Annotated in this window: 23 protein-coding genes; 13 read left to right on the forward strand and 10 right to left on the reverse strand. The window is 71.2% G+C overall.

Annotated elements, in window-relative coordinates:
- Positions 1-136: 136 nt before the first annotated feature.
- Positions 137-985, forward strand: a complete 849-nt coding sequence (locus AB0M30_RS41350; RefSeq protein ID WP_364596248.1) for an SGNH/GDSL hydrolase family protein — start codon at positions 137-139, stop codon at positions 983-985.
- Here the strand turns inward: AB0M30_RS41350 and AB0M30_RS41355 are convergent.
- From AB0M30_RS41355 to AB0M30_RS41365, 3 genes are all read right to left on the reverse strand, one after another.
- Positions 957-1,685: a metallophosphoesterase family protein gene (locus AB0M30_RS41355; protein WP_364596251.1), complete on the reverse strand. Its 729-nt coding sequence runs from the start codon at positions 1,683-1,685 to the stop codon at positions 957-959. The genes AB0M30_RS41350 and AB0M30_RS41355 overlap by 29 nt on opposite strands.
- 62 nt (positions 1,686-1,747) lie before the next feature.
- Positions 1,748-2,956 (reverse strand): cytochrome P450, encoded by a 1,209-nt coding sequence (locus AB0M30_RS41360; protein WP_364596254.1) that lies wholly within the window; start codon positions 2,954-2,956, stop codon positions 1,748-1,750.
- Positions 2,957-2,986: 30 nt separating this feature from the next.
- Positions 2,987-3,682, reverse strand: coding sequence for a TetR/AcrR family transcriptional regulator (locus tag AB0M30_RS41365; protein ID WP_364596257.1), 696 nt, complete (start codon positions 3,680-3,682; stop codon positions 2,987-2,989).
- Between the two features lie 142 nt (positions 3,683-3,824).
- On the opposite strand from AB0M30_RS41365, the gene AB0M30_RS41370 reads away from it, so the two are divergent.
- From AB0M30_RS41370 to AB0M30_RS41380, 3 genes are all read left to right on the forward strand, one after another.
- The gene (locus AB0M30_RS41370) at positions 3,825-5,204 is read left to right on the forward strand and encodes a replication-associated recombination protein A (protein ID WP_364596260.1); all 1,380 of its coding nucleotides are present in this window, start codon (positions 3,825-3,827) and stop codon (positions 5,202-5,204) included.
- Positions 5,205-5,321: 117 nt separating this feature from the next.
- Entirely contained in the window at positions 5,322-5,699 is a 378-nt protein-coding gene (locus AB0M30_RS41375) for a VOC family protein (RefSeq protein ID WP_364596263.1), read from the forward strand.
- Positions 5,700-5,736: 37 nt separating this feature from the next.
- The gene (locus tag AB0M30_RS41380) at positions 5,737-6,582 is read left to right on the forward strand and encodes an NAD(P)-dependent oxidoreductase (protein ID WP_364596266.1); all 846 of its coding nucleotides are present in this window, start codon (positions 5,737-5,739) and stop codon (positions 6,580-6,582) included.
- Here the strand turns inward: AB0M30_RS41380 and AB0M30_RS41385 are convergent.
- Entirely contained in the window at positions 6,579-7,142 is a 564-nt protein-coding gene (locus AB0M30_RS41385; RefSeq protein WP_364596269.1) for a hypothetical protein, read from the reverse strand. The genes AB0M30_RS41380 and AB0M30_RS41385 overlap by 4 nt on opposite strands.
- 495 nt (positions 7,143-7,637) lie before the next feature.
- Here AB0M30_RS41385 and AB0M30_RS41390 point away from each other — a divergent pair, with 495 nt between their 5' ends.
- From AB0M30_RS41390 to AB0M30_RS41420, 7 genes are all read left to right on the forward strand, one after another.
- Positions 7,638-8,024 (forward strand): DUF948 domain-containing protein, encoded by a 387-nt coding sequence (locus tag AB0M30_RS41390; protein ID WP_013224580.1) that lies wholly within the window; start codon positions 7,638-7,640, stop codon positions 8,022-8,024.
- Positions 8,021-8,326 (forward strand): hypothetical protein, encoded by a 306-nt coding sequence (locus AB0M30_RS41395; RefSeq protein ID WP_103339535.1) that lies wholly within the window; start codon positions 8,021-8,023, stop codon positions 8,324-8,326. Before AB0M30_RS41390 ends, AB0M30_RS41395 begins: the two co-directional genes overlap by 4 nt.
- A 72-nt stretch (positions 8,327-8,398) precedes the next feature.
- Entirely contained in the window at positions 8,399-11,059 is a 2,661-nt protein-coding gene (gene alaS / locus AB0M30_RS41400) for an alanine--tRNA ligase (RefSeq protein WP_364596272.1), read from the forward strand.
- 64 nt (positions 11,060-11,123) lie between these two features.
- Positions 11,124-11,552 carry a Holliday junction resolvase RuvX gene (ruvX, locus tag AB0M30_RS41405; RefSeq protein WP_233225854.1) on the forward strand — a complete coding sequence of 143 codons (429 nt, stop codon included), beginning with the start codon at positions 11,124-11,126 and terminating at the stop codon, positions 11,550-11,552.
- Positions 11,549-13,702 (forward strand): endolytic transglycosylase MltG, encoded by a 2,154-nt coding sequence (mltG, locus tag AB0M30_RS41410; RefSeq protein ID WP_364596275.1) that lies wholly within the window; start codon positions 11,549-11,551, stop codon positions 13,700-13,702. The genes ruvX and mltG overlap by 4 nt, the downstream gene beginning before the upstream one ends.
- A 16-nt stretch (positions 13,703-13,718) precedes the next feature.
- Positions 13,719-14,546 carry a shikimate dehydrogenase gene (locus tag AB0M30_RS41415; RefSeq protein ID WP_364596371.1) on the forward strand — a complete coding sequence of 276 codons (828 nt, stop codon included), beginning with the start codon at positions 13,719-13,721 and terminating at the stop codon, positions 14,544-14,546.
- A gap of 105 nt (positions 14,547-14,651) precedes the next feature.
- Positions 14,652-15,899 (forward strand): GrpB family protein, encoded by a 1,248-nt coding sequence (locus tag AB0M30_RS41420; protein ID WP_364596278.1) that lies wholly within the window; start codon positions 14,652-14,654, stop codon positions 15,897-15,899.
- 35 nt (positions 15,900-15,934) lie between these two features.
- Here the strand turns inward: AB0M30_RS41420 and AB0M30_RS41425 are convergent, their stop codons facing one another.
- From AB0M30_RS41425 to AB0M30_RS41440, 4 genes are all read right to left on the reverse strand, one after another.
- A complete protein-coding gene (locus AB0M30_RS41425) occupies positions 15,935-18,676 on the reverse strand; it encodes an NACHT domain-containing protein (protein WP_364596281.1) in 2,742 nt (913 codons plus the stop codon).
- Between the two features lie 90 nt (positions 18,677-18,766).
- Complete coding sequence (locus AB0M30_RS41430) at positions 18,767-19,426, reverse strand: TetR family transcriptional regulator (RefSeq protein WP_364596284.1); 660 nt, start codon at positions 19,424-19,426, stop codon at positions 18,767-18,769.
- Between the two features lie 25 nt (positions 19,427-19,451).
- On the reverse strand, positions 19,452-19,868 hold the full coding sequence (locus AB0M30_RS41435) for a hypothetical protein (protein WP_360183517.1): 417 nt from the start codon (positions 19,866-19,868) through the stop codon (positions 19,452-19,454).
- Positions 19,869-19,973: 105 nt separating this feature from the next.
- Positions 19,974-21,233 carry a hypothetical protein gene (locus AB0M30_RS41440; RefSeq protein WP_364596287.1) on the reverse strand — a complete coding sequence of 420 codons (1,260 nt, stop codon included), beginning with the start codon at positions 21,231-21,233 and terminating at the stop codon, positions 19,974-19,976.
- Positions 21,234-21,292: 59 nt separating this feature from the next.
- On the opposite strand from AB0M30_RS41440, the gene AB0M30_RS41445 reads away from it, so the two are divergent.
- On the forward strand, positions 21,293-21,838 hold the full coding sequence (locus AB0M30_RS41445) for a helix-turn-helix domain-containing protein (protein ID WP_364596290.1): 546 nt from the start codon (positions 21,293-21,295) through the stop codon (positions 21,836-21,838).
- A 26-nt stretch (positions 21,839-21,864) separates the two neighbouring features.
- On the forward strand, positions 21,865-22,800 hold the full coding sequence (locus tag AB0M30_RS41450) for a D-2-hydroxyacid dehydrogenase family protein (RefSeq protein ID WP_364596293.1): 936 nt from the start codon (positions 21,865-21,867) through the stop codon (positions 22,798-22,800).
- Between the two features lie 157 nt (positions 22,801-22,957).
- Here AB0M30_RS41450 and AB0M30_RS41455 read toward each other — a convergent pair whose 3' ends face one another.
- A complete protein-coding gene (locus AB0M30_RS41455) occupies positions 22,958-23,752 on the reverse strand; it encodes an alpha/beta hydrolase (protein WP_364596296.1) in 795 nt (264 codons plus the stop codon).
- Positions 23,753-23,812: 60 nt separating this feature from the next.
- Positions 23,813-24,442 carry a hypothetical protein gene (locus AB0M30_RS41460; RefSeq protein ID WP_364596299.1) on the reverse strand — a complete coding sequence of 210 codons (630 nt, stop codon included), beginning with the start codon at positions 24,440-24,442 and terminating at the stop codon, positions 23,813-23,815.
- Positions 24,443-24,470: the final 28 nt, after the last annotated feature.

Raw genomic sequence — 24,470 nt, forward strand, 5'->3', positions numbered from 1 at the left:
GTGCCGTGCACCTTGGCTGCCGCTTCCACCTCGCCGGACAGGACATTTCCGGCCTCTGTGAGGTGCGCGTCAAGAATTAGGCCCGGTGTCGTGGGCGCGTTACCTCGTCCTCACCGGGTGTGAGCCTGGGTGGCCGATGGTCGTGAGCGTGACCGTGATGAGCGTCGATGTCACCCCCCTGCCCGAACCGTCCCGGCCGCCGCTGGCCGCCGTTGCGCCGCTCAAGCGGGCCCGGCGGCTTGTCGTCCTCGGCGATTCCACCGCCGTTGGGCTTGGCGATCCGCTTCCTCGGCGTGCTGGCTGGCGCGGTGTCGGTCCGCTGGTCGCCGCCGCTCTCGGGGTTGATGACAACGGCTATCTCAATCCCTCGTTCGCCGGGGCGCGGATGCGGTGTGTGCTCACCGAACAGGTGCCCGCCGCCGTTGCTCACCGGGCCGATGTTGCGCTGCTCGTCGCCGGGATGAACGACACCCTGCGCCCGGACTTCGACGCCGCTCGGATCGCCGCCGATCTCACCGAGGTGATCCGGCACCTCCGCGAGGCCGGGACCACCGTGCTGCCCGTGCGCTTCCACGACCACAGCAAGGTCTTCCGCCTCCCGCCGTCGCTGAAACGCGCTCTCAGCGCCCGTGTCGCCGAACTCAACGCCGCCATCGACGACGTCGTCGGCCGTGAAGGTGTGGCCTGTCTCGATCTCGGCCGGCTGCCCGGGGCCTACGACCTGGCCTCCTGGAGCGTCGACCGGCTGCACCCCTCCGAACTGGGTCACCGCATGCTCGCGAACGGCTTCACCGGGCTGCTCACCGACGCCGGGTTCGCGGTTCCGGAACCGGTGAGCCTCACCTGCGGCGGCGGTGTCGAGCCGAGCACCACCGGACACGTGGGGTGGCTCGTGCTCAAGGGAATCCCGTGGCTCTGGCGCCGCGGCCGCGAATTCCTGCCCTACGCCGCCGTCATCATGTGGAACTCGTTCCGCGCCCGCTGAACACCCGCAGCGCTTCCACGTCCGAAGCCGGGTTGCGGACGAAGAAGTCCGCCCACTCCTCGATGTCCGGGTACGCGCAGTGCTCCGCAAGGAACCGGCACGCCGCCTCGACGTCGTACTCCGTGCGCCGCAGCTCGACGCCGTCGCCGAGCAGGGCCCAGTGCGCACCCCTTGCCCCGTACGGCATGCCGACGCTGCCGGGGTTCACCACCAGCCGCCGGTCCGCGAGCCGCACGAACGGCATGTGCGTGTGCCCGCAGACCACCGTCGACGCGGAGACGCCGTCCAGCACCTCCGCCCAGCGCTCCGGAGGCGAGTCGACGAGCACGATCTCGGTGTCGTCGCGCGGGGTCGCGTGGCAGAACAGCACGCCGTCCACGGTCACCGTCAGGGGCAGCGCGTCGAGCACCGGGAGGTCGGCCGGCCGCAGCTGCTTCGCCGCCCACGGGAAGATCGGGTCCGGGACGAACGAGCCGCCGGTGCGCGCGGATTCGGCCAGCTCGCGGTCGGCGTTGCCGCGCACCCACACCGCGCGGTCGCCGAGCGCCTGGAGCCGCTCGAGGGTTTCGACGGGCATCGGCCCGGCGAGCAGGTCGCCGAGCAGCACGATCTTCTCCGCCGCCCGGACGTCCGGCTCCGCCAGGACCGCCTCCAACGCCGGGAGGACCCCGTGGATGTCCGCCAGCACCGCCACGTTCACCGGTCCACCATCGGGCAAGCCGAGCGCCCCGGGCGAGCGATTTCGCCCAGGGCGCAACCGGCCTACTTCGTCGTGAGCGGCAGTTCGCGCACTCCGGTCATGTTGGGGTTGACCTGGAACTTCGGCGGCTCACCCGGGATCGAGCGCAGCTTCGGGTAGCGGTCGAGCAGGATGTCCAGCGCCACCCGGCCTTCCAGCCGCGCCAGCGGCGCGCCGATGCAGAAGTGGATCCCGCGGCCGAAGGCGAGGTGCGGGTTCTCCGCGCGCAGCGGGTCGAACGTGTCCGGGTCGCGGAACACCCGCTCGTCGCGGTTGGCCGCCGCCACCCAGCAGAGCAGCATCTGGTCGGCCGGCACGGTGACGCCGCCGACCTCGGCCTCCCGCATGGTCACGCGGGCCACCGCGGCGAACGGCGTCAGGTACCGCAGCGACTCTTCGATCATCGGCGGCACGAGCGAGCGGTCCGCGCGCACCCGCTCGTCCCACTCCCGGTGCGTGTCCAGGCACAGCACCGCGTTGCCGAGCAGCATCGTGGTGGTGATGTGGCCGGCCAGCAGCAGGATGTTCGCGAAGTTGACGACGTCGGAGCGGGACAGCTGTTCACCGTCCAGCTCGGCCTCGACCAGCTTCGTCAGCAGGTCTTCCCGCGGTTGCTTGCGCCGCTCGTCGACGTGCACGCCGAGGTAGTCGGCGAGCGCTTTCTGGCCTTCCTGGGACGCGCGGATCGCCGCGTCCTGCTTCTCGTCCCTCTTCACCAGCGAAATCTGGTTGGCGGACTCGAACATCTTGTCCACCCAGCCCTTGAACAGGGTCCGGTCGCTCGCCGGGACGCCCAGCAGCTCGGCGATCACGATCACCGGCAGCGGGTAGGCCAGGTGCTCGACCAGCTCCAGCCGGTCGCCGGCCGGGATCGCGTCCAGCAGCTCGTGGGTGATCGCGGCGATCCTCGGCTCGAGGTCCGCCACCACCTTGGGGGTGAACGCGCGGCTGACGAGCTTGCGCATCTTGTTGTGCAGCGGCGGGTCCAGCTGCAGGATGCTGCCCGTCGACATGTCGTAGTCGGGGTCCTGCAGCATCTCCTTCGGGATCAGCCGGGTGGTGTCGGACGAGAAGGTCGCCGGGTCGCGGAGGATTCCTTCGATCTCCGGGTGCCCGTAGACGTTCCACATCCCCAGCTCCGCGGCGAACTCGACGCGCTTCTCCGGTTGCTTCCCCCGCAGCCAGAACTGGGCCTCGTGCAGCCCCCAGGTGTCGGCGAGTGTGGTGGTCATTTCCGCCCCTTTCCCCGTGTGGCCCCGGGATCAGCCGGGTGCCTTGGCGGGATCGTGTGCGTAGATCCCGTTGCGATAGCCCGAGACGAGCTCCTCGAGCGCCGAACTCAATTCCGCCGCCACCGCCGCGACCGCGGCCGGATCGGGCTCCCCGGGCGGTTCGAACGCGGTGCGGATCAGGTGGGCGAGGACGTTCGCCTTCTCCTGCAGGGGGATGCCCTCGAACTCGTCCGAAAGCGTGTCGCCCAGGTAGAAGCCGAGCGTCGCGGCGTGGAGCGCGTAGCTCAGGTGGGGGACGTCCGCGCGGATCAGCCCGTGCCGGAGCATCACCTCCTCGAACCGCACGCCCAGCTGGTCCTGCTGCTTCTTCAGGGCGACATCGCCCAGCGAGCCGAACATCTCCGCATTGCCGCGCAGCATCGCCATCACCAGCGGGCGGCGGTGGGTGATCAGGAACGAGCCCGGGATCATCCGGTGGGGCAGGATCATCGCCGGGTCGGCCTTGATCGTGGCCAGCAGCTCGTCGGTCAGGTCGGCCGACTCCCGCATCAGCAGCGCCTGGAACAGCAGCTCCTTGTTGCGCCAATGCAGGTAGACGGTGCCCTTGCCGATGCCGACCGCCCGCGCGATGTCGTCGACCGCCACCTTGCGGTAGCCCATGCGCAGCAGCAGCTCGCCCGCCGCGTCCAGGATCCGGTCGGCACGCTCGCGGTTGGGATGGCTCATGCGTCTCCACCTGTGGTTTTCGTTGAGCATTTGACCGGTTGACGCAAATCGCACTTTCGGTCAACCGGTCAGAACGACGGTAGCGCCGATCCAGGGACCGGGGCAAGCGGTTCTGTCGGTGGGGTCGGTTAACGTCATCGATGTGGCACAGGACGAGCTCTTCACCGTGAACGCCGACATCGCGCCTCCGCCGGAGCGCACGACGTCGAGCGCGGGCGCGGAACCGCACGCGGACCCGGCGAGCTCGCCGCTGGCGGTCCGGATGCGGCCGCGGTCGCTCGACGAGGTCGTCGGTCAGCAGCACCTGCTGCGCGAAGGCGCCCCGCTGCGGCGGCTGGTGGAGGGCGCCGCGCCGGCGTCGGTGCTGCTCTACGGCCCGCCCGGCACGGGCAAGACGACGCTGGCCAACCTCGTCTCGAGCGCGACCGGCCGCCGGTTCGTCGCGATGTCCGCGCTCTCGGCCGGCGTCAAGGAAGTCCGCGGCGTGATCGAGGAGGCGCGCCGGCGGCGCCAGTACAACGCCGAGAACACCGTGCTGTTCATCGACGAGGTGCACCGGTTCTCCAAGACCCAGCAGGACGCGCTGCTCGGCGCGGTCGAGGACCGCACGGTGCTGCTGGTCGCGGCGACGACCGAGAACCCGTCCTTCTCCGTCGTGTCGCCGCTGCTGTCGCGGTCGCTGGTGCTGCAGCTGCGCCCGCTGACCGACGCGGACATCACGGAGCTGATCGAGCGCGCGCTCGCCGACGAGCGCGGCCTCGGCGGCGAGCTGACACTGACCGAGGACGCGCGCGCCCACCTCGTCCGGCTCGCGGGCGGCGACGCCCGCCGCGCCCTCACCGCCCTGGAAGCGGCGGCGGACGCGGCGTCGGCCACCGAGGCGAAGACGATCGACCTGGCCATCGTCGAGTCCACAGTGGACAAGGCGGCGGTGCGCTACGACCGCGACGGCGACCAGCACTACGACGTGATCAGCGCGTTCATCAAGTCGATCCGCGGGTCCGATGTGGACGCCGCGCTGCACTACCTGGCCCGGATGATCGAAGCGGGGGAGGACCCGCGGTTCCTCGCGCGACGCCTGGTCGTGCACGCCAGCGAGGACATCGGGATGGCCGACCCGACGGCGCTGCAGTCCGCCATCGCGGCCGCGCACGCGGTCCAGTTCATCGGCATGCCGGAGGGCCGGTTGGCGCTGGCGCAGGCCACCGTGCACCTGGCGACGGCGCCGAAGTCGAACTCGGTGATCAAGGGCATCGACGCCGCGCTGGCGGACGTCCGCGCGGGGCTGGCCGGCACGGTGCCGCCGCACCTGCGCGACGGGCACTACGCGGGGGCGAAGAAACTGGGCAACGCCCAGGGCTACCGGTACCCGCACAACGTGCCGGAGGGCGTGCTGGCGCAGCAGTACCCGCCGGACGAACTGGTCGGCCGCGACTACTACGAGCCCACCGAGCGCGGTGCCGAGCGGACCCTCGCCGACCGCGTCCCCAAGCTGCGCCGGACGATCCGCGGCGACCGGTGAGCCGAGCGGGCGGATCGTCGGACCCTGATCACCTTCGCGGGCCCCGGCGGTCGAGCTCAACCGGTTTCGTAAGCTGCACGCCTGGAAGGTGACCCGAAACCCGCAGGAGGCGTGCCCGTGCCCGCGACGCTGCAGTGCATCGTCTTGGACTGTCCGGAACCGCTGGTGCTCGCCCGCTTCTACCAGGCCCTGCTCGGCGGCGAGGTGGATCGCCCCGACCCGCGGTGGCGCGTGGACGAGGACTGGTCGACCCTGCACGTGGACGGGCTGGTCCTGGGCTTCCAGCGAGCCATCGACCACCGGCCGCCGCGCTGGCCGGACCCGGCCTTCCCGCAGCAGTTCCACCTCGACTTCGAGGTCGACGACTTCCGGGAGTCGCACGAGGTGGTCCTGGCCAACGGCGGCCGGCTGCTCGATCCCGACCTCGGCGGCCGGGGCTGGCGCGTCTACGCCGATCCGGCGGGTCACCCGTTCTGCCTCCTGGGCGACTACTGAGCGCGCGGGCTCGGCCCGGCTTCGGCACGATGGCGGCATGACTGTCGCGTTTCTCGGAACCGGGATCATGGGCGCCCCGATGGCGGCCAACATCGCCAAGGCGGGCCTCGACGTCCGGGTCTGGAACCGGACCCGGGAAAAGGCCGAGCCGCTCTCCGACGTTGCCACGGTCGCCGATTCGGCGGCGTCGGCGGCCGAAGGCGCGGACACCCTGGTGACGATGCTCGCCGACGGCCCGGCCGTCGCCGAGGCCTTCGAAGCCGCTTCGCCCGCTTCGGGGACGTTGTGGCTGCAGATGAGCACGGTCGGCCTCGACTGGACGGACCGGCTCGCAGCGCTGGCGGAGCAGGCGGGCGTGGTGTTCGTGGACGCGCCGGTGCTCGGTACCCGGCAGCCCGCGGAGCAGGCGCAGCTGCAGGTGCTGGCGTCCGGCCCGGAGGAGGCCCGGCCCAAGGCCACCCCGGTGTTCGACGCGGTCGCCATCAAGACGCAATGGCTCGGCCCGGCCGGCAACGGCAGCCGCCTGAAGCTGGTGCTGAACGCCTGGGTGCTCGCGCTGACCAACGGCACGGCCGAGAGCCTCGGCCTGGCCCGCGCCCTGGGCCTGGACCCGGCCCTGTTCCTGGAGACGATCAAGGGCGGCGGCCTCGACGTCGGCTACGCGCACGTGAAGGGCGCGGCGATGCTGTCGGGCGAATACCCGCCGGCCTTCCCCGCGAGCCTGGCGGCGAAGGACGCCCGACTGGTGGTGGAGGCGGCGGGTGACGACGTCGACGTGGCGGGCGCGAAGGCGGTGCTGGCCCACCTGGAGGCCGCGGTGGAAGCCGGCCACGTCGACGAGGACATGGCGGCGCTGTACCGCGCGGTGCTGAAGGAGCGTTAGAGGAGCGTCGCGAGCCGGTCCACGCCCAGGGCGCTGGTCAGCAGGCGTTCCTTCGCGTTGCCCAGCAGCTTCCGTGAAGCCGTCGTCGCCGACTTCGGCGAGCTCGCCGACGAAGGACGCCTACACCTTGAAGCAGAGGCCCTCGTGTACCCACCCCGGCCGCCTTCGCGCTCCGGGAAGGGGTGGACCGGCACCGTGTCGAGCAGGCCATCGAACCGGGGCTCGAGCACGGTCACGCGCACTTCGACCGCGGCCGCGCCCAGCGCCCGGCACGCCGCGGCCGGCAGCCGGGCGTGCTCGGCCAGGTGCCGCCGCTCGAAGGCCGGGTCGCCGGTGTCCCGGCCGGCCGTCACCGCGCCGAACGGCGAGAAGTGCGCGAACAGTCCCGCCGGGACCTGCTGGGCCCGCACCACGCGCTGCCCCGCGGCCGGCCGGACCACGTCCGCCGCCGAGCGACGGACCGCCGCCTCCAGGGCCAGGCCGGTGGTGGGGTCGGCGGCGACCTCGGTGCCGCGGCCGGTCGGCACCATCCGGTGCCGGAAACGGGAGCGGAGCGGCATGGGCGGCGAGGGCACCGGTTCGACGGCCGTGGCGGCGCCGAGCAGGACCTCTTTCGACCCGGCGCAGGAGGGCGAACGGCGGCGGGCCCGGCGCCGGGAACCGGTCGGCCCGGTGCCGGCGCGGCACGTCGGCCGGCCGTGCCGCGCGATCCGGCGGCCGCACGGGGGCCGTGCCGCGCGATCCGGCGGCCGTGCCGCGCGATCCGGCGGCCGCACGGGGGCCGGGTCGGCAGCGGTCCCGCCCGGCCCGGCGGGCACCGGCCGGCCGGGTCCGATCGCCCAGGTGCGTCGCGTGGTGGCCGAGGAGCGGCACGAAAGCAGGCCAGGCCGCCGGGGCGCCCCCCGTTCTCGACTCTACCGGCGGGCACCGACAGTTTCGGCGGGCCGGACAGGCCCGGGCGAGGAGTTTTCCGGGCCCGGCGGGGTGACACGGTCGGGGACCCGGCCAGGCGGTAACCTCACCAGCACCCGAAACCCGTGAACCGAGGAGGGCCCGTGTCGGCAGGGCAGATCGCCGCGTTGATCGCCGCAGGAGCATTCGTGGTGCTGGTCGTCCTGCTGGCGATCCCGCTGATCAAGCTCGGCAAGACGCTGGACGCGGCCACCGAGGCGATCGAGCGCACCAACAGCAACACCGATCCGCTGCTGATCGGCGCGAACGAAACGATCACGCACGTCAACACCCAGCTCGAGCGGGTGGACGGCATCACCGCGAACGCGCAGGCGGTCACGGGCAACGTTTCCGCGCTGGCGTCGGTGTTCACCGCCACCCTGGGCGGCCCGCTGGTCAAGACCGCGGCGCTGTCCTACGGGCTCAGCAAGGCGATCAAGGCGCGCAAGAAGAAGAGCGCCTTGAAGGCCGCCAGGAAGGCCGGGAAATGAAGCGGCTGTTCTGGCTCGGCGTCGGCGTGGTCACCGGCGTCGTGCTCTCCCGCAAGGCCGCCGAAACCGCTCGTCAGGCCACTCCCGCCGGGTTAGCATCGAACCTGGGGGACGCCGTGCGCGAGCTGGCGGGTGCCGTGGGTTCGTTCGGCGCCGAGGTGCGTGCGGGCATGAACGAGCGGGAACAGGAGCTGCACGACATGGTCGAGGAGCGGGCGGGCGTGACCACGCCCCGCGCCGAGGGGCGGCACGCCGCCGCGGCCCGGCGCCCGGTCCGGCGAGCTCGCCGGGCGGAGGGCTGATCCGGACCTGCCCGGAACCCTTCCGCCGTCGCCGCCGATCCCGTTCTGCACCACCGGTACCAAGGACTGACCGTGGACACACACGAAATCACCGACCGTTTCCTGCGCCATTTCGAGAGTAAGGGCCACACGCGCGTGCCCAGCGCGCCGCTGATCCTCGACGACCCGAACCTGCTGTTCGTCAACGCCGGCATGGTGCAGTTCAAGCCGTACTTCCTCGGTGAGGCGCCGCCGCCGTACCCGCGCGCGACCTCCGTGCAGAAGTGCGTGCGCACGCTGGACATCGACGAGGTCGGCAAGACCACCCGGCACAACACGTTCTTCCAGATGGCCGGCAACTTCTCCTTCGGCGACTACTTCAAGGAAGGCGCCATCGAGGCGGCCTGGGAGCTGATCACCAAGCCCCAGACCGAAGGCGGCTTCGGCCTCGACCCGGAGCGCATCTGGGCGACGGTCTACAACGACGACTCCGAAGCGGCCGGGTTGTGGCGCAAGCTCACCGGCCTGCCCGGCGAGCGGATCCAGGCCCGCGACGGCAAGGACAACTACTGGGACATGGGCGTGCCCGGTCCCGGCGGCCCGTGCTCGGAGATCTACTACGACCGCGGCCCGGCGTACGGCCGCGAGGGCGGCCCGGTCGCCGACGAGGATCGCTACATCGAGATCTGGAACCTCGTCTTCATGCAGGACGTCCGCGGCGACCTGAGTCCGAAGCTGGGGCACAAGCCGATCGGCGAGCTGCCGAAGAAGAACATCGACACCGGCATGGGCGTCGAGCGCGTCGCGACGATCCTGCAGGGCGTCGAGAACGTCTACGAGACCGACCTCGTGCGTCCGGTCATCGGCCGCGCCGAAGAGTTCTCCGGCCGCCGCTACGGCTCGAACCACGCCGACGACGTCCGCTTCCGCGTCATCGCCGACCACGCCCGCACCGGCGTCATGCTGATCGGCGACGGCGTCACCCCGGGCAACGACGGCCGCGGCTACGTGCTGCGCCGCCTGCTGCGCCGGATCGTCCGGTCCACGCGCCTGCTGGGCGTGCAGGAGCCGGTGCTGCAGGAGTTCGCCAAGGTCGTCCGCGACACGATGGGCCCGACCTACCCCGAGCTGGTCTCCGGCTTCGACCGCATCAACGAGGTCGTCCGGATCGAGGAGGAGGCGTTCCTCTCGACCCTGACGAGCGGCTCGCGCATCTTCGACATGGCGGCCGAGGAGACCAAGCGCGGCGGCGGCGACGTGCTGGCCGGCGACAAGGCGTTCCAGCTGCACGACACCTACGGCTTCCCGATCGACCTGACCCTCGAGATGGCGTCCGAGCAGGGCCTGAGCGTCGACGAAGAGGGCTTCCGCACGCTCATGAACGAGCAGCGGACCCGCGCGAAGGCGGACGCGGCGGCCCGCAAGACCGGCCACGGCGACCTTTCGGAGTACCGCAAGGTCCTGGAGCAGCACGGCGAAACCGAGTTCCTCGGCTACACCGACCTGCAGGCCGAGGCGAAGGTCGTCGCGCTGCTCGAAGACGGCCAGCCGGTCCGCAGCGTCGCCGCGGGCAGGAAGGCGGAGCTCGTCCTCGACCGCACGCCGTTCTACGCCGAGAGCGGTGGCCAGGTCGCCGACACCGGCGTGCTCCTCGGCGACGGCGTCGAGCTGAAGGTCCTGGACGTCCAGAAGATCGTGCCGGGCCTGTTCGTGCACCGCGTCGAGGTCACCGACGGCGAGGTCGGCCTGGACACCAAGCTCACCGGCTCGGTCGACACGCACCGCCGCCTGTCCATCGAGCGTTCGCACTCCGCGACGCACCTGGTGCACGCGGCCGTCCGCGGCGCGTACGGCAAGCGCGCGGCGCAGGCGGGCTCGCTGAACTCGCCCGGCCGCATGCGGTTCGACTTCACCACGCCGGGCTCGGTGTCGGCGGACGTGCTGACCGAAGTCGAGCAGGAGGTCAACGACTACCTCCAGACCGACGTCGAGGTGCAGAGCTACACCACGACCAAGGACAAGGCGCTCGAGCTGGGCGCGGTCGCGCTGTTCGGCGAGAAGTACGGCAACGACGTCCGCGTGGTCGACATGGGCGACTACTCCCGCGAGCTCTGCGGTGGCACGCACGTCGAGCGGATCGGCCAGCTCGGCCTGGTCAAGCTCGTCTCCGACGCCTCCATCGGCTCGGGCGTGCACCGCGTCGAGGCGCTGGTCGGCACGGACGCGCTGAAGTACGTCCGCAAGGAGCAGCTGCTGGTCTCGCAGCTGGCGAACACCTTCAAGGTGCCGTCGGACCAGCTGCCCGGCCGCATCGAGGACGTCCTGACCCGGCTGAAGAACGCCGAGAAGGAGATCGCCCAGCTGAAGACCCAGCAGGTGCTGGGCTCGGCGGGTTCGCTGGTCGACAAGGCGCAGGAGATCGGCGGCGTCACGGTCGTCGCCGAGGTCGTCCCGGACGTCGACGGCAACGGCCTGCGCGCGCTCGCCTCCGACATCCGCGGCCGGCTCGGCGCGCGGCCCGGCGTGGTGGCGCTGTTCTCCCCGGCCGGCGAGAAGCTGAGCTTCGTCGTCGCGACGACGAAGGCGGCGCAGGACAAGGGCATCGCGGCGGGCAAGCTCGTGCCGTCGTTCGCCGGGAAGATCGGCGGCCGGGGCGGCGGCAAGCCCGACATGGCCCAGGGTGGTGGCACGAACCCGGCCGGTGCGGCCGAGGCGGTCACCGCCCTCCGTGCGGCCATCGCCGGCATTGGTTAACCGCGGAAACCGCGGCCCGGATCGCCCAGGCAAGGACGATCCGGGGCGCGGCCGTCGGCTCGGAGTGGATGTCGGATCCGTCCGGGTCGGGGTGGCGCTGAGCGATCCGGCCCCGGTGCTCGCTTCGCCATTGGTTACCCTCTCCCGCGATGCGACCGACGACACTGACCTGGACCACCTGGCCGCCCTCGTCACCGAACACGAGGTGGTCGAGGTGATCGTGGGCCTGCCGAGAACGCTCGCCAACCGGCAGGGTCCGGCGGCCGAGCTGGCGATCGCGTACGCTGAACGCCTGGCCGGGCGGATAGCGCCCGTGCCGGTCCGGCTGGGCGACGAGCGGCTGACCACGGTCACCGCATCCCGCATCCTCTCCCAGCGCGGGGTCAAAGGCCGCAAGCAGCGTGCGGTGGTCGACCAGGCCGCCGCCGTCGAGATCCTGCAGGCCTGGATCGACGCCGCCGCTGCGCACCGCGCCCGGGAGGGAGACCGATGAACGAGCAGCCACCTGAACCCCCACGCGGGCGCCGGCGACTGCGCGAGCCGGAAGCGGCCACCCCGCCGCCGTCCCGGCCCGCACCGCGCCGCGCCGACCCGCGGGCCGCGGAAGCGCGCCGCACGCCGAGCGGGCCGCACGAGCTGCCGCCGCGCCGCGGCCAGGCACCCAGCGGTGAGCACGACCTGCCCCAGCCCTCCCGCCGGGCCCGGCGGGAGGAACCGCCGGCCTACGACCCGCGCCGCGGTGCGCCGCAGCCCGGCCGTCGCCGCCTCGAGCCGCCGGCCACGCTGCCCCCGGCCGACACCGACTTCGACCCGCAGGAGCGGCGAGCCGCCCCGGCCCGCGCCGCCCACGCCCGGCACGGCCTCGACGAGGGCTCCGAGGTCGAGCCGCCGGCGTCGCGCCGGCGTCGCGCGGCTCCCGACCCCGACGCGGGCGCCGAGATCGAGCCGCCGGCGTCGCGCCGGCGTCGCCCGGCTCCCGACCCCGACGAGGCCGACGACAGCCCGCCTCGTCGCCGCGCCGTGCCCCAGAGGATCGAGCCGGCGCCCGCACGGCGGCGCCGCGCCGATCCCGACGCGGCCGAGCCCCCGCCGGGCCGGCGTGCCCCGGCGCCCGAGCCGGCGGAGGCCGCTGGCCCGCCGGCCCGCCGCCGGACCGCGCCCGACGCGGCCGAGGTCGCCGGTTCACGGCGGCGCCGCGCGGCGCCGGATCCCGACGCCGAACCGCCCGCACGGCGGCCCGCGCAACCGGGTGACCGCTCCACCGGCGTGCCCGAACCCGGCGCCGAGCCGCGCCGCCGCCCGCCGGCGCCGCCGGCCCGCGAAGAGCCGGTGACCGACGTCCTGCCCGCGCTGGCCCCGCTACCCCCGGCAGAACCGCCGAGGACGCCCCCGGAGGAGCCCGGCCGCCTCGCCGAGGACGACGAGTACGCGGACTACGACGAGTACGACGACTACGAGGACTACGACGAGGCGGAGTACGACGAGGAGTACGACGACTACGACGAAGAGCCCCGAAAGCCGCGGAAGAAGGGCAAGCGCGCCCTGGGCTGGGTCGCCGCGATCGCGGTGATCGCCCTGCTCGCCGGCGGAGCCTGGTACGGCTTCAACAGGTTCTTCGGCTACGACGACTTCGAGGGCGCCGGCACCGACGACGTCGTGTTCCAGGTGGACGACGGCGACACGACATCGGCGATCGGCGCGAAGCTCACCACGGCGGGCGTCGTCGCCAGCAGCAAGGCGTTCGTGAAGGCCGGCGAGGGCAACCCGAAGCTCGCTCGGGTCCAGCACGGCTTCTACGTGATGAAGTCGCACATGTCCGGGGCCAGCGCGGTCGACCGGATCACCACCCCGGAATCGCGCGTCGGACAGCTGGAGGTCCGGCCGTACACGCAGTTCGACGACATCACCCAGCCCGACGGCAAGGTCACGCCCGGCGTGTACAGCCTGATGGCGAAGGCGTCCTGCGCGCAGCTCAACGGCAAGAGCACCTGCGTCTCGGCGGACGACCTGCGCAAGGCGGTCGACGCGGCGGACCTGAAGCAGCTCGGTGTGCCGGACTGGGCGATCGAGCCCGCGAACAAGGCCGACCGCAAGGACCGCAGGCTGGAAGGCCTGATCGCGCCCGGCGTCTACGACGTGAAGCCCGGGTCCACCGCGCAGGAGATCCTCGGGCAGCTGGTGCACACCTCGGCCGAGGCGATCCAGAACGCCGGGCTCGGCCCGCAGGCGACCGGCCCCGGGATGACGCCGTACCAGACGCTGATCATCGCCTCGATCATCGAGCGCGAGGCGGTGAAGGCCGACTTCGGCAAGCTCTCGCGGACCATCTACAACCGGCTGAAGATCAACATGCGGCTGCAGATGGACTCCACGGTCAACTACGTGCTGGACCGGCCGACGCTGCTGACGGACGAAGCCGACCGGGCGAAATCCGGCGCCTACAACACCTACCGGAACACCGGGCTGCCGCCGACGCCCATCGCGGTGCCGAGTTCGGACGCGATCAAGGCCGCGGTGAAGCCGCCGGACGGCGAATGGCTGTTCTTCGTCAAGTGCGAGAAGAACGGCTTGTCCTGCTTCGCGGTCTCGAACGACGAGCACAACAAGAACCGCGACCTCGCCAAGGAACGCGGTGTCATCTGAGCCGCGCAAGGCCGCGGTGCTGGGCAAACCGGTGGCGCACTCGCTGTCCCCGGTGCTGCACGGCGCCGCGTTCGCCGCGCTCGGCCTGACCGGCTGGACCTACGAGCGCATCGAGACGAGCGCCGAGGAGCTCCCGGGCCTGGTCGGGCGCCTCGGCCCGGAGTGGGCCGGGCTGTCGGTCACCATGCCGGGCAAGCGCGCGGCGCTGGACCACGCGGACGAGGTGACGCCGCGCGCGGCCGCCGTCGGCGCGGCCAACACCCTGGTCCGCACCGCGCGGGGCTGGCTCGCGGACTGCACCGACGTCGAAGGAGTCGCCGGCGCGCTGCGCGCCGCGGGCGGCTACGAGCCGTCCCCCGCGGACACCGCGGTCGTGCTCGGCGCGGGCGGAACGGCGGCGGCGGCGGTCGTCGGGCTCGCCGCCCTCGGGGTCCGGCAGGTGCGGCTGGTCGTGCGCGAACCCGCCCGGGCCGGCGAAACGCTCGACGCGGCGAAGCGGGCCGGGCTCGACGTCGACGTCCTGCGCTGGGCTGAGACGGACTTCGCGGCCTTGGGCTCCGCGGCGGTGCTGGTGAACACCGTCCCGCCGGACGCGGTCGCCGCGCACGTCGCCGAGCTCGCCGCGATCGGGCACGTCCTCGACGTCATCTACCACCCGTGGCCGACACCGCTCGCCGAAGCGGTCGCGGCGCGCGGGGGCCGGCTGGCGACGGGGCTGGACATGCTGCTGCACCAGGCGTTCGGCCAGGCCGAGCACTTCACCGGCCGGCCGGCCCCGCGGGCGGCGATGCGGGACGCGCTGCGTGCCGCGACGGGCGGCCTGCTGCCGCTGCCGATCAGCTGACGGTGCTGATCCGGACGGTGCTGATCCGGACGGTGCCGATTCAGGAAAAGCGCTTGCGCGCGTTGATAATCTGGTCGACTGCCTTGCTGAAGGGGGTCTACCGGAATGACCAGCCAAGAAGCGTTGAGCGACGAAAAGGTCCAGAGTGCCTGGGTCGGCGAACCGCCGAAGCTCAACTCGACCGTCACGCTCGCCGACTACGACCCGGAGTGGCCGCGGCTCTTCGAGCGTGAAGCCGAGCGGATCCGGGGCGTGCTGGGGGAGCGGGTGCTCGTGCTCGAGCACGTCGGCTCGACGTCGGTGCCGGGGCTGTGCGCCAAGCCGATCGTCGACATCCTGCTGGAGGTGCCGGACTCCGCCGACGAGGACACCTACGTCCCGGCGCTGGAAGCGGCGGGCTACCGGCTCGTCATCCGTGAACCGGACTGGGAGAAGCACCGCTGCTTCAAGGGCCCGGACACGAACATCAACCTGCACGTCTACTCGCCGGGCAACGGCCAGACGCCGCGCTACCGCCTCTTCCGGGACCGCCTGCGCTCGCACCCGGAGGAGCGGGAGCTGTACGCGGCGAAGAAGCGTGAGCTCGCCGCGAGGGAGTGGAAGTACATCCAGCACTACTCCGACGCCAAGACGGAGGTGGTCGAGGAGATCCTCGGCCGCGCGCGGGCCGCGCAGTACGACGGCCACAGCGAGGCCTACGCCGAGCACGCGGAGAAGTCCGTCACCAACGCCCTCTACGACCGGCCGGCGATCCTCGACCTGGCCGGGGCCGTCGACGGGCTGAGCGTGCTCGACGCCGGCTGCGCGGCCGGGCACCTGAGCGCGCTCCTGGCCGAGCGGGGCGCCGACGTCCTCGGCGTCGACTCGAGCGCGGGCATGATCGCCGTCGCGCGCCGGAAGTTCGGCGACGTCGCCCGGTTCGAGGTCGCGGACATCGCCGGGCCGCTCCCCGTGCCGGACGGCTCGATCGACGTCATCGCCGCGTCGCTGGTGCTGCACTACCTGGCGGACTGGGGCCCGGCCCTGGCGGAGTTCCGCCGGATCCTCAAACCCGGTGGGGCGCTGGTGTTCTCGGTGCACCACCCGGGCGAGGACTGGCGGTGGTTCGGCAAGGAGAACTACTTCGAGCTCGAGCTGCTGGAGGACGAGTTCCCGCCCGGCACCGTGGTGCGCTTCCACCGGCGCCCGCTGAGCTGGACGTTCCAGGCGGTCCGTGACGCGGGCTTCGCGGTGGACCGCCTGGTGGAGCCGATGCCGCTCCCGGAGGCCGAGGCCGCCGATCCGCAGTGGACGGCGAACCTGCGGACCAAGCCGCGGTTCCTGTACTTCCGCGCGGTCAGTAGCGAAGGATGAGATAAGGCTGAAGGAGGCCTTTTGCAAGGTTCCCTTCAGCCTTGCTCGAAGGCGTGCGGTTCGCTGTCGGGTAGCTCGATAAATTCGGCGTCAATCTCGCGTCGTGCCAGTGCGGGAAGGAGGATGTCGGCAACGACGAACCGGCTGCTTGGGCTCAGAACCATGAGTGTCGGGGTCAGGAGCGGAAGCGATGAACTGAACCGAGAATCATGGATTCTTTCCTTTGGTGGATTGATCAGGCTGTACGTGCTCGAATATGGATGCCGATAAGTCGCCTCCACCGTCCAAAATAATGAAAGGCGAGGCACGCTCAGGAGCTTCTTCCCGGAGAGGTGTCCGGGTTGTCGCACTCTGAAAACCAGGTGTCGACGCCAAAGAAAATTATAAAATGCGAAGATGCTTGTGGCACTTGCAAGCGAGCCGATTAATGTAAATGCTATCCCTTGTGAAGGGTGGGCAATCCTAATTGCGAAGTATATGGAGATGGATACCGAAATCAGTGCGGCAAGTGTGATCACTGATATGGTCTTTCGTGCAAAGTCGATTGCGCGATTCCGGCGAGGGCGTACAGTCTGGAGAAATTTCAAGGTGGCCGACGTTCCGGGCCATCGGCAGCCAGCCTCCAGAACGACGCCGAGGATGGATTCCCCGAGGCTGAAGTCGTGATACCAGCAGGTCTTCCGGTTTCTCTCGGGCCGGAGCCAGTCGTGCGCCGATACAAGGTCCGGCCTGATCGATTGCAGGCGCGTGCGCACGCTCGGGTGATAACAGGCGCCGACCGCAAGAATGGGTGCCCACCTCCGCATGCTCTCCTTGGTCTCCTGGAACCTGGCGATCGCATGGGCGAGCACGGCGGGCTCGTCGAGGACCTTGATCAGGAGTTCCGGCCGGTCTGCGGCCATCTCGATGCCGATCGACCGGGCCAGTTCCACGGCCGCTCCCGGGTCAATCCGCATGTAGGACAGGAAGAGCGGATCGAAGCCGTCCTTCGCGCCGGTGGTTGCCTCCATGAAGAAGGGCTTGAGATAGCTGGGGCGGTGCCCGGTTATCGAACTCTCGGCTAGTTCGCGATCCCGGAGAGCGATGGCGACCAAGCGGAAGAGGTGGAACCAGTTGTCATCCCGATTGTCCTGGGAGCTGACCAGATCCGCGATGCGGTCGAGCTCCGACATCACGGTTTCGTCGTCGTAGGGCTGGCTGTCGATCATGGCTCGCAGGCCCAGTTCGATCGAACCGGCGCGGCTTGCCCACAACAGCCGCTCCTGCCGGACCCGGTCGTTCTTCTGAAGGGCGAGCGAAAAGACGATCACCTCCGCGAGCCGTTCGCCGAACCGATGGCCGCGTTCTTCGTCACCGGTCTGTTCGATCGCCCGGGTGATCCGCCGCCAAGTCCGGCCGTCTCCGCGATCGACCGCGTCCGCGGCCAGGAACTCGCAGAAGGTCAAATGCCCGAACTGGAGAGTCTCCTCCGGCTTTTCTTCGGTGAACAGGCCGGTGTCGCGGGAAAGTTCGCGGATGCGTTCTCCGGCCTCCAGCTCCGAGAGGCCCTCGTCCTCCTGGAAAATCGAGATGGCCTTGTCCCAGTCCAGCGCGTTCCGCGACTGGTTTCCGTCGAGCAGGTGCTCGAGTGCGACCCTGCCCAGCAGGTGCTGACGAGTCCGGCGCAGTACGTTGAGGCCGGTGGTCAGGCCGAGCTGCCGGTTGCGCCGTCGCACCAGGAGCTCGTCGACCACCGCCCGGTAGAAGTCCGGCCGCGTTTCGGGCAGGCTGTCGCCGCCGGTGACCTGGTCGGTCGCGACGTACATGGCGAGGATCAAGGGTGTCTCGCACATGCTGCGGATGTTCGGTTGCGCCGACAGGTTGCCGAAGATCCGGGCGAGGTGCTGATCCGGCTCGCTGCGGTAGGGCCACTTGCGGAGGAACTCGTACATGTCGTCCGCGGTGAATGGTTCCAGGGTCAAGTGCGCGTCGAAGGCTTCGGTGAAGTTGGCGGGAAGGTTCACGTAAAGCTGACGCCGGGTCGTCACGATCACCCGGTTGGCGGGATGCTTCTTGGCCAGGTGATCGCAGAGGTTCGTGATTTCGGCGGACAGGGCGGCGAATTCGCTCGTGTTGATCTCGTCCAGGCCGTCGAGGAGGACCGTGATCCGGCCGGCGTTCACGAACGAGTCGAACAGGTCTTTGCTCGCGTAGGTGTTGACCGAGGTCACGTGCGTTTCGATCAGTGTGATGAGACTGTCCGTCGAGGCGGTCTTCCCGGTCGAACCGAGGCTCTTGAGTTCGATGAAAACGGGGATGTGCGACGTCTTGACATCGCCGGCCGTGATGGCCCGTCGGCAGATATCACGATAGATTCTCTTCACGAGCGTTGATTTTCCCGATCCCGGGTCTCCCACGAGCAGGATCCGGTGGTACTCGCCGTGCACGATCTTCGTCGCCGAAATCCTAGTTCGATCGGAAGCGATGGCGGTCAACGGAACGAACATGTCGTCCAAGACGAGTTCGACAGGTATCGCGGCAGGCACGGGCAGGCGGTTCGAGCTCGCGGCAAGCCGGTTCAGGGCGAAGTCGCGCAGGCTGAGCCGCGCGGCGATCCGTGGGCGCAGGTGCCGGGTGATTCGGGAGCCGACTCCCCGGAGAACGTACTGCGGGAAGGTTTCGAGACCGAGATCGCGGGTGAGGGACTTCAGGTATTTGCGTCGTTGATAGACGAAGCCGGCCACCGTGACGATCAGTCCCGACGCGTAGGGGATCATCTGCGCAAGGCTCAGCGGCACCTCGGTCTCCGTCTCTGAGTGAGCGCTGTCTCGCGGTGCTGAGACAGACCACGTAGAGGTCGCTGTCGGCCCTCGGGGTGTTACACACAGTCAGTCCCGTTTAGCGAGCTCTTGGATCAGGTCGACGATCTCCCGGCTGACGGGCCGGAACACCCGCAGCCGGGAGAGCGCGGCCAGCCGGGCCAGCAGCGGGACACTGCGCTCGACCAGCAGCCGGCTGCGTTTCGTGCCGGCCGAGCGGTCGTGGACCCAGAACAACACCACGCCCATCTGGTAGAGCCAGAGCAGCTCCGGCAGCTGTCCGCGCAGCTCCGGGTCGAGCTTGACGTCGGAGCCCTCGACGACCTCGCGCATGAGGCCGATCGACGCTTCGCGGGCGGCCGAAGAGTCGTCGCTGAACGGGCTCAGCGGCGACTCCGGGTCGGCCGCGTTGACGAAGAACTGCGTGCCGAAGCGGTGGTAGGGCTCGGCGACGTCGAGCCAGCACAGCAGCACCGCCTTCAACCGGGCCGCGAAGCCGGTCTCGCCGTCCAGCAGCAGGCGGGCCGCGGTCAGGTGCTGCCCGGCCATCTCGTCGTAGAAGCCCTGGACCAGCTGTTCCTTGGACGAGAAGTAGTAGTAGGCGTTCCCGACGGAGACGCCCGCTTCGGCGGCGATCGCGCGCATCGTCGTGCGGTCGTAGCCGTTCTCGGTGAACAGCCGCATCGCGGTCGTGACGATCAGGGACCGCGTTTCCTCGCTCTTGGCCACGCGCTGCACGTTAGCGCCGCGGCCGTCAGGGAGCCGGGAAGGGCGGGGCCTGCGGCATGCCGGGGTAGGGCAGCGGTGCCGGCGCGGGCAGCGGCGGGGCCAGGTGGCGACGCCGGATGCCGTTGAAGACCAGGACGTTGAGCAGGTGCATGACGCCGAGCACGAGCGCCACCGTGCCGATCTTGACCGACAGCAGCTCGAACACCCCGCGCGCGGTCAGCTCCCGGGTGCTGCTGGTCAGGAACAGCGTCACGAAGCCCAGGCTGACCAGGTAGAACCCGACGACCAGCAGCTGGTTGACGGCGTTGGCCAGGCCGGGGCTGTCCGCGAAGACCTCGGTGAGGAAGGTGCGGCCGTGCTTGCTCAGCGTCCGGGCGACGAGCACGGTCAGCGGAATGCTGAGCAGCAGGTAGAGCGCGTAGGCGACGATGATCAGGTCCATGGTTCCTCCTTGTTTTGAACGTGTTCAAGAAGCACGGTAACCCGGTTTTTGAACGCGTTCAAGAGAGCTGGGTCACGTCGGCCGTTACCGGGGCGTGGTGCACGCTCAGTGCGTCGAAACCCAGTCCGCGATCTCGGTGACCACGGCCGGGTCGACGTGCTGCGGCGACTCGTACCCGGCAGGCGTGGACGGTCCTTCGCCGCGGAAGAACAGGTGGTCGTCGGCGTCGTGGACGCGGATCGTGACGTCGGGCCGGTGGGCCAGGCCCTCCTGCCAGCGCGCGAGGTCGCCGGTCACGGTCACCTGGTAGTCGCGGCCGCCCTGCAGGATCAGGATCGGCTTGGCCAGCGCGGCCGCGGTCGCGACCGGGTCGTAGCCGCGCAGGTCCAGCCAGTACGAGGCCGGCCAGCCGAACAGCAGGTCCGCCGCCGGGGTCGCGGGGGACAGGCCGGGGTCCTCGACGAGCGCCGCCTGCCGCGCGACCGTCTCGGCGGCTGCCGTGCTGGCCGGGCCGGGGTTCAGCTCGGCCAGGTAGCGGGCGACCCGGACGGCCGCCCGGCTCAGCGGCAGCGTGTCACCGGCCAGGCTGACCAGGCCGGCCACCGACGGCTCGGCGGCCGCCACCCGGGGAGCCGCCTTGCCGCCGCCGCTGAGCCCCAGGACGAACACCCGCGCCGGGTCCACCTTCCGCTGCCGCTGGAGCAGGCGGACGGCGGCGACCGCGTGCGGCACGTACTCGTCGGCCATGGTGAAGCCGGCCGCGGCGCCGGCCTCGGGGTGGACGTGGGTCACCTTGTCGAACCGGGCCACCGCGACGCCGCGGGAGGCCAGCCCCCACGCGAGGTCCTTGAACGGCTTGTTGGGCCCGGTCGTCAGGTCGCGGTCGGCGGGCCCCGAGGTGAGCAGCACCAGGCCCGGCCACGGGCCACGCCCCCGGGGCCGGGTGATCGTGCCGGGCACCGCGAGCGGCCCGGCGCCGACGGTGACCTCGTGCTCGGTGAACCGGTCCGGCTCGGCGTAGGCCGGCCGCTCCCAGGTCGTGCCGGACGGCGGTGCGAGCCGGAGGCCGTGCAGCAGGCCGGCGTCGTCGACCGACATGACCATCGTGAGGCCCCCGTGCGCTCCGGTCACCGGAACGCTCACCCGGACCAGTCCCGCCTTGGCCGGCTCGCTCACCGGGGTGCCGACCGCCCGGACCGCCCCGATCTTGGCGATCTCCGTCTCCCAGCCGACGCGGAGCGTCTCGGCGGACGCCGCCGCCCGCAGCCGCGGCGCGAACAGCGCCTCGACCTCCGCATAGCGTCCCGTGGCCGTCATGCCGACGATCGCCGTGGCAACCGCCGCCGGATCCGTGCCTGTCTTCATCTCGACCCCCACCGTTCTCGTATTTTGCGAACGGTATCACCATATGAGACTGTTGGGTCGTGGACACCTTGGAACTGCTGGGCCACCCGGTGCGGCTGCGGATCGTGCACGCCATGCGGGGCGGCCGGACGCTGACCACCGCCGAGCTCGGCACGCTCCTGCCGGACGTCTCGAAAGCCATGCTCTACCGGCACGTCGACCTGCTCGCCGCCGGCGGCGTCCTGGAGGTGGCCGACGAACGCCGGGTCCGCGGCGCGGTCGAGCGCCACTACCGGCTGCGCCGGGACCGGGCCTCCGTCGACCCCGGCACGGCCGCGTCGATGTCGCCCGAGGACCACCGGCGCGGGTTCGCCGTGGCGCTGGCCGCCCTGGTCGCCGAGTTCAACGCCTACCTCGACCGCGACGACGCCGACCCGCGCGCCGACCCCGTCGGCTACCAGCAGCACGCGGTCTGGCTCGACCGGGACGAACTCGCCGCGCTGGTCGGCGAACTGCGCGCCGCGATCCTCCCCCGGCTGGCCAACCCGGCCGCACCCGGGCGCACCCGGTACCTGCTCAGCCCGATCCTCTTCCCCAGCGAGCCGCCCGCCGCCGGGAGCGGCTGAGCAGCCCCACCTACTACGGTGAGGCCATGCGGATCGCCATTCTCGACGACTACCAGAACGCCGCCCTCACCTTCGGTGACTGGGACTCGCTGAAGGCCGACATCACGGTCTTCACCGAACCCCTGACCGACGTCGTCAAGCAGCTGCAGGGCTTCGAAGCGGTGGTCGCGATGCGGGAGCGCACCCGCTTCCCGGCCGCGGTGCTCGACGCCCTGCCCGACCTGAAGCTGCTGGTCAGCACCGGCATGCGGAACGCGGCCATCGACGTCGCCGCCGCGCGCCGCAACGGCGTCGTCGTGTCGGCCACCGGCTACCTCGGGGAGCCGACCGCCGAGCACACCTGGGCGCTCATCCTGGCCGCGTCGCGGAACCTGCCGCAGGAGTTCCGGTCGATGCGCGAGGGCGGCTGGCAGACCTCCGTCGGCACCATGCTGCACGGCAAGACGCTCGGCCTGCTCGGCCTCGGCCGGCTCGGCGCGGGCGCGGCGAAGATCGGGCAGGCCTTCGGGATGGAAACCATCGCCTGGAGCCAGAACCTGACGCAGGAGAAGGCGGACCCGCACGGCGTCACCGCGGTGACCAAGGACGAGCTGTTCGCCCGCTCGGACGTGCTGTCCGTCCACCTGGTCCTCGGCGAGCGCACCCGCGGCCTGGTCGGGGCGGCCGAGCTCGCCGCGATGAAGCCGACGGCGCTGCTGGTGAACACCTCGCGCGGCCCGATCGTCGACGAAGCGGCGTTGGTGGACGCGTTGCGGCGCAAGGAGATCCGCGCGGCCGCGCTGGACGTCTACGACACCGAGCCGTTCCCCGCCGACCATCCACTGAGGACACTCGACAACGCGGTCCTGACGCCGCACATCGGCTTCGTCGCCCGCGAGGTCTACGAGATCTTCTACGGTGACGCGGTCGAGGACATCGCGGCCTACCAGGCGGGGGAGCCCATCCGCGTCATGGCGGAGTGAAGAAGGTGTGCGGCCCGCCGGGGCCCGAGGTCCCCGCACCGGCCCTGCGGCGGGCCTGCACCTCTTGATGACACCACTCGCGCCCGGCCGGCGGCAGGGTCTTTGGACCCTGTCCCGCCGGGCCGTTGGGCATTCCGGCCGGGTCGGCGAATTTCCCTCAGGGAAAGGGAACCGCGTCGGGCGCGCAGGTCGTGCCCACCGGCGGCGCGGCCAGGTCCGTCAGGTACCGCATTACGGCCGCCGAGGCGCACGCGCTCGGGACGTCGAGCGACGTGTGGCCGTAGCCGTCCACTTCGAGCACCCGGCCGTCGCCGAGCTCCGCTGCCGTCGCCCGCGCGTCGGCCAGCGGCGTCGCCGGGTCGAACCGGTTGTTCAGCACCAGGACCGGGTTCTTCCGCGGGCGGTTCCACGGGCCGGTGTAGCGGTCTTCGTCGCGGGCCGGCCAGCCGACGCACTGAGCCATCGAGAACACCGCGCTCAGCCCGAAGTACGGCCGGCGCGCGCTTTCCCCGGCGGCGAGCGCCGCGTAGTCCGCGGGCGACTGCGGGTTGTCGCTGTCGACGCACTGGACGGCCAGGAAGCCGGGGGAGTGCGCCGGCACGTACGGGTCGAGCACCGGCACCGCGGGGCCCGGATCCGCCGGCATCGCGGCCAGCGTCTGCGCGAGCCGTTTCCACCGGCCGGACTGGTACAGCGCACTGGTGACCGTCTTCATCAGCGCGGCCACGCCCGGCCCGCGTGACGCGTGCGCGAAGATCCCGGCGAACTTCCGCTTCGGATCGCCCGCGGAGAAGGCGCACTCCGGCCCGGCCGCGGCGCACACCGCGAAGAACCGGTCCAGCTCCTCTTCCTGCGCGCCGGCGACCCCGGCCCGCACGTCCACCGGCTGCTTCTCCTGCCCCGGCTTCCCGATGGCGTTCGCGACCAGGTCGAGCGTGCCGTCGAGGGTCATCGCGCGGACCCGGTCCGGGAACAGGTTCGCGTAGGTGCCGCCGAGATAGGTGCCGTAGGATTAGCCGTAGAAGTTCAGTGCCGCGTCGCCGGTGGCCTGGCGCAGCAGCTCCAGGTCCCGCGCGACGTTGGCCGTCGAGAGGTGGGTCAGCAGGGCACCCGATGCCGCGCAGGCCTTGCCGGTCGCCGCGCTCGCGGCGAAGAAGGCGTCCGGCTGCCGCAGCGGCGATCCGGCCGGAGGCAGCCGGTCCGCACCGGGGCAGCTGATCGGCGCCGAGCCGCCGATCCCGCGCGGGTCGAAGCTCACCAGGTCGAACCGGGCCCGCAGCTCCGGCGGGTAGCGGGCGGCGAACCGCGTCAGCTCGCCGACGCCGTCCGTGCCCGGGCCGCCGAAGTTGACGAACAGCGAGCCCAGCCGCCGCGCCGGATCGCCCGCCGCCAGCCGGATCACCGACAGCGTGATCGTGGCGCCCCGCGGCTCGCGGTAGCTCAGCGGCACGGTCGCGGGCGTGCACTGGAACGATCCGTGGCAGGGCGCCCAGCGCAGCACGGGGACCGCTGCGCCGTTCGTGCCGAGCGCCGGGGGCGCCTCAGGTGGGGGCGAGTTCGGGGAGGGGGCGGGTGCGGGTGCGGCCGCGGGGGCACTGCACGCGGCGAGCAGCAGGAGGGTGGCGAGGAGGACCCGCTTCACGCGCCGAGTTCCGCCAGGACGGCGTCGG

Origin of the sequence: Amycolatopsis sp. NPDC051716 (genome assembly GCF_040681595.1) — a bacterium.
Lineage (GTDB): Bacteria > Actinomycetota > Actinomycetes > Mycobacteriales > Pseudonocardiaceae > Amycolatopsis.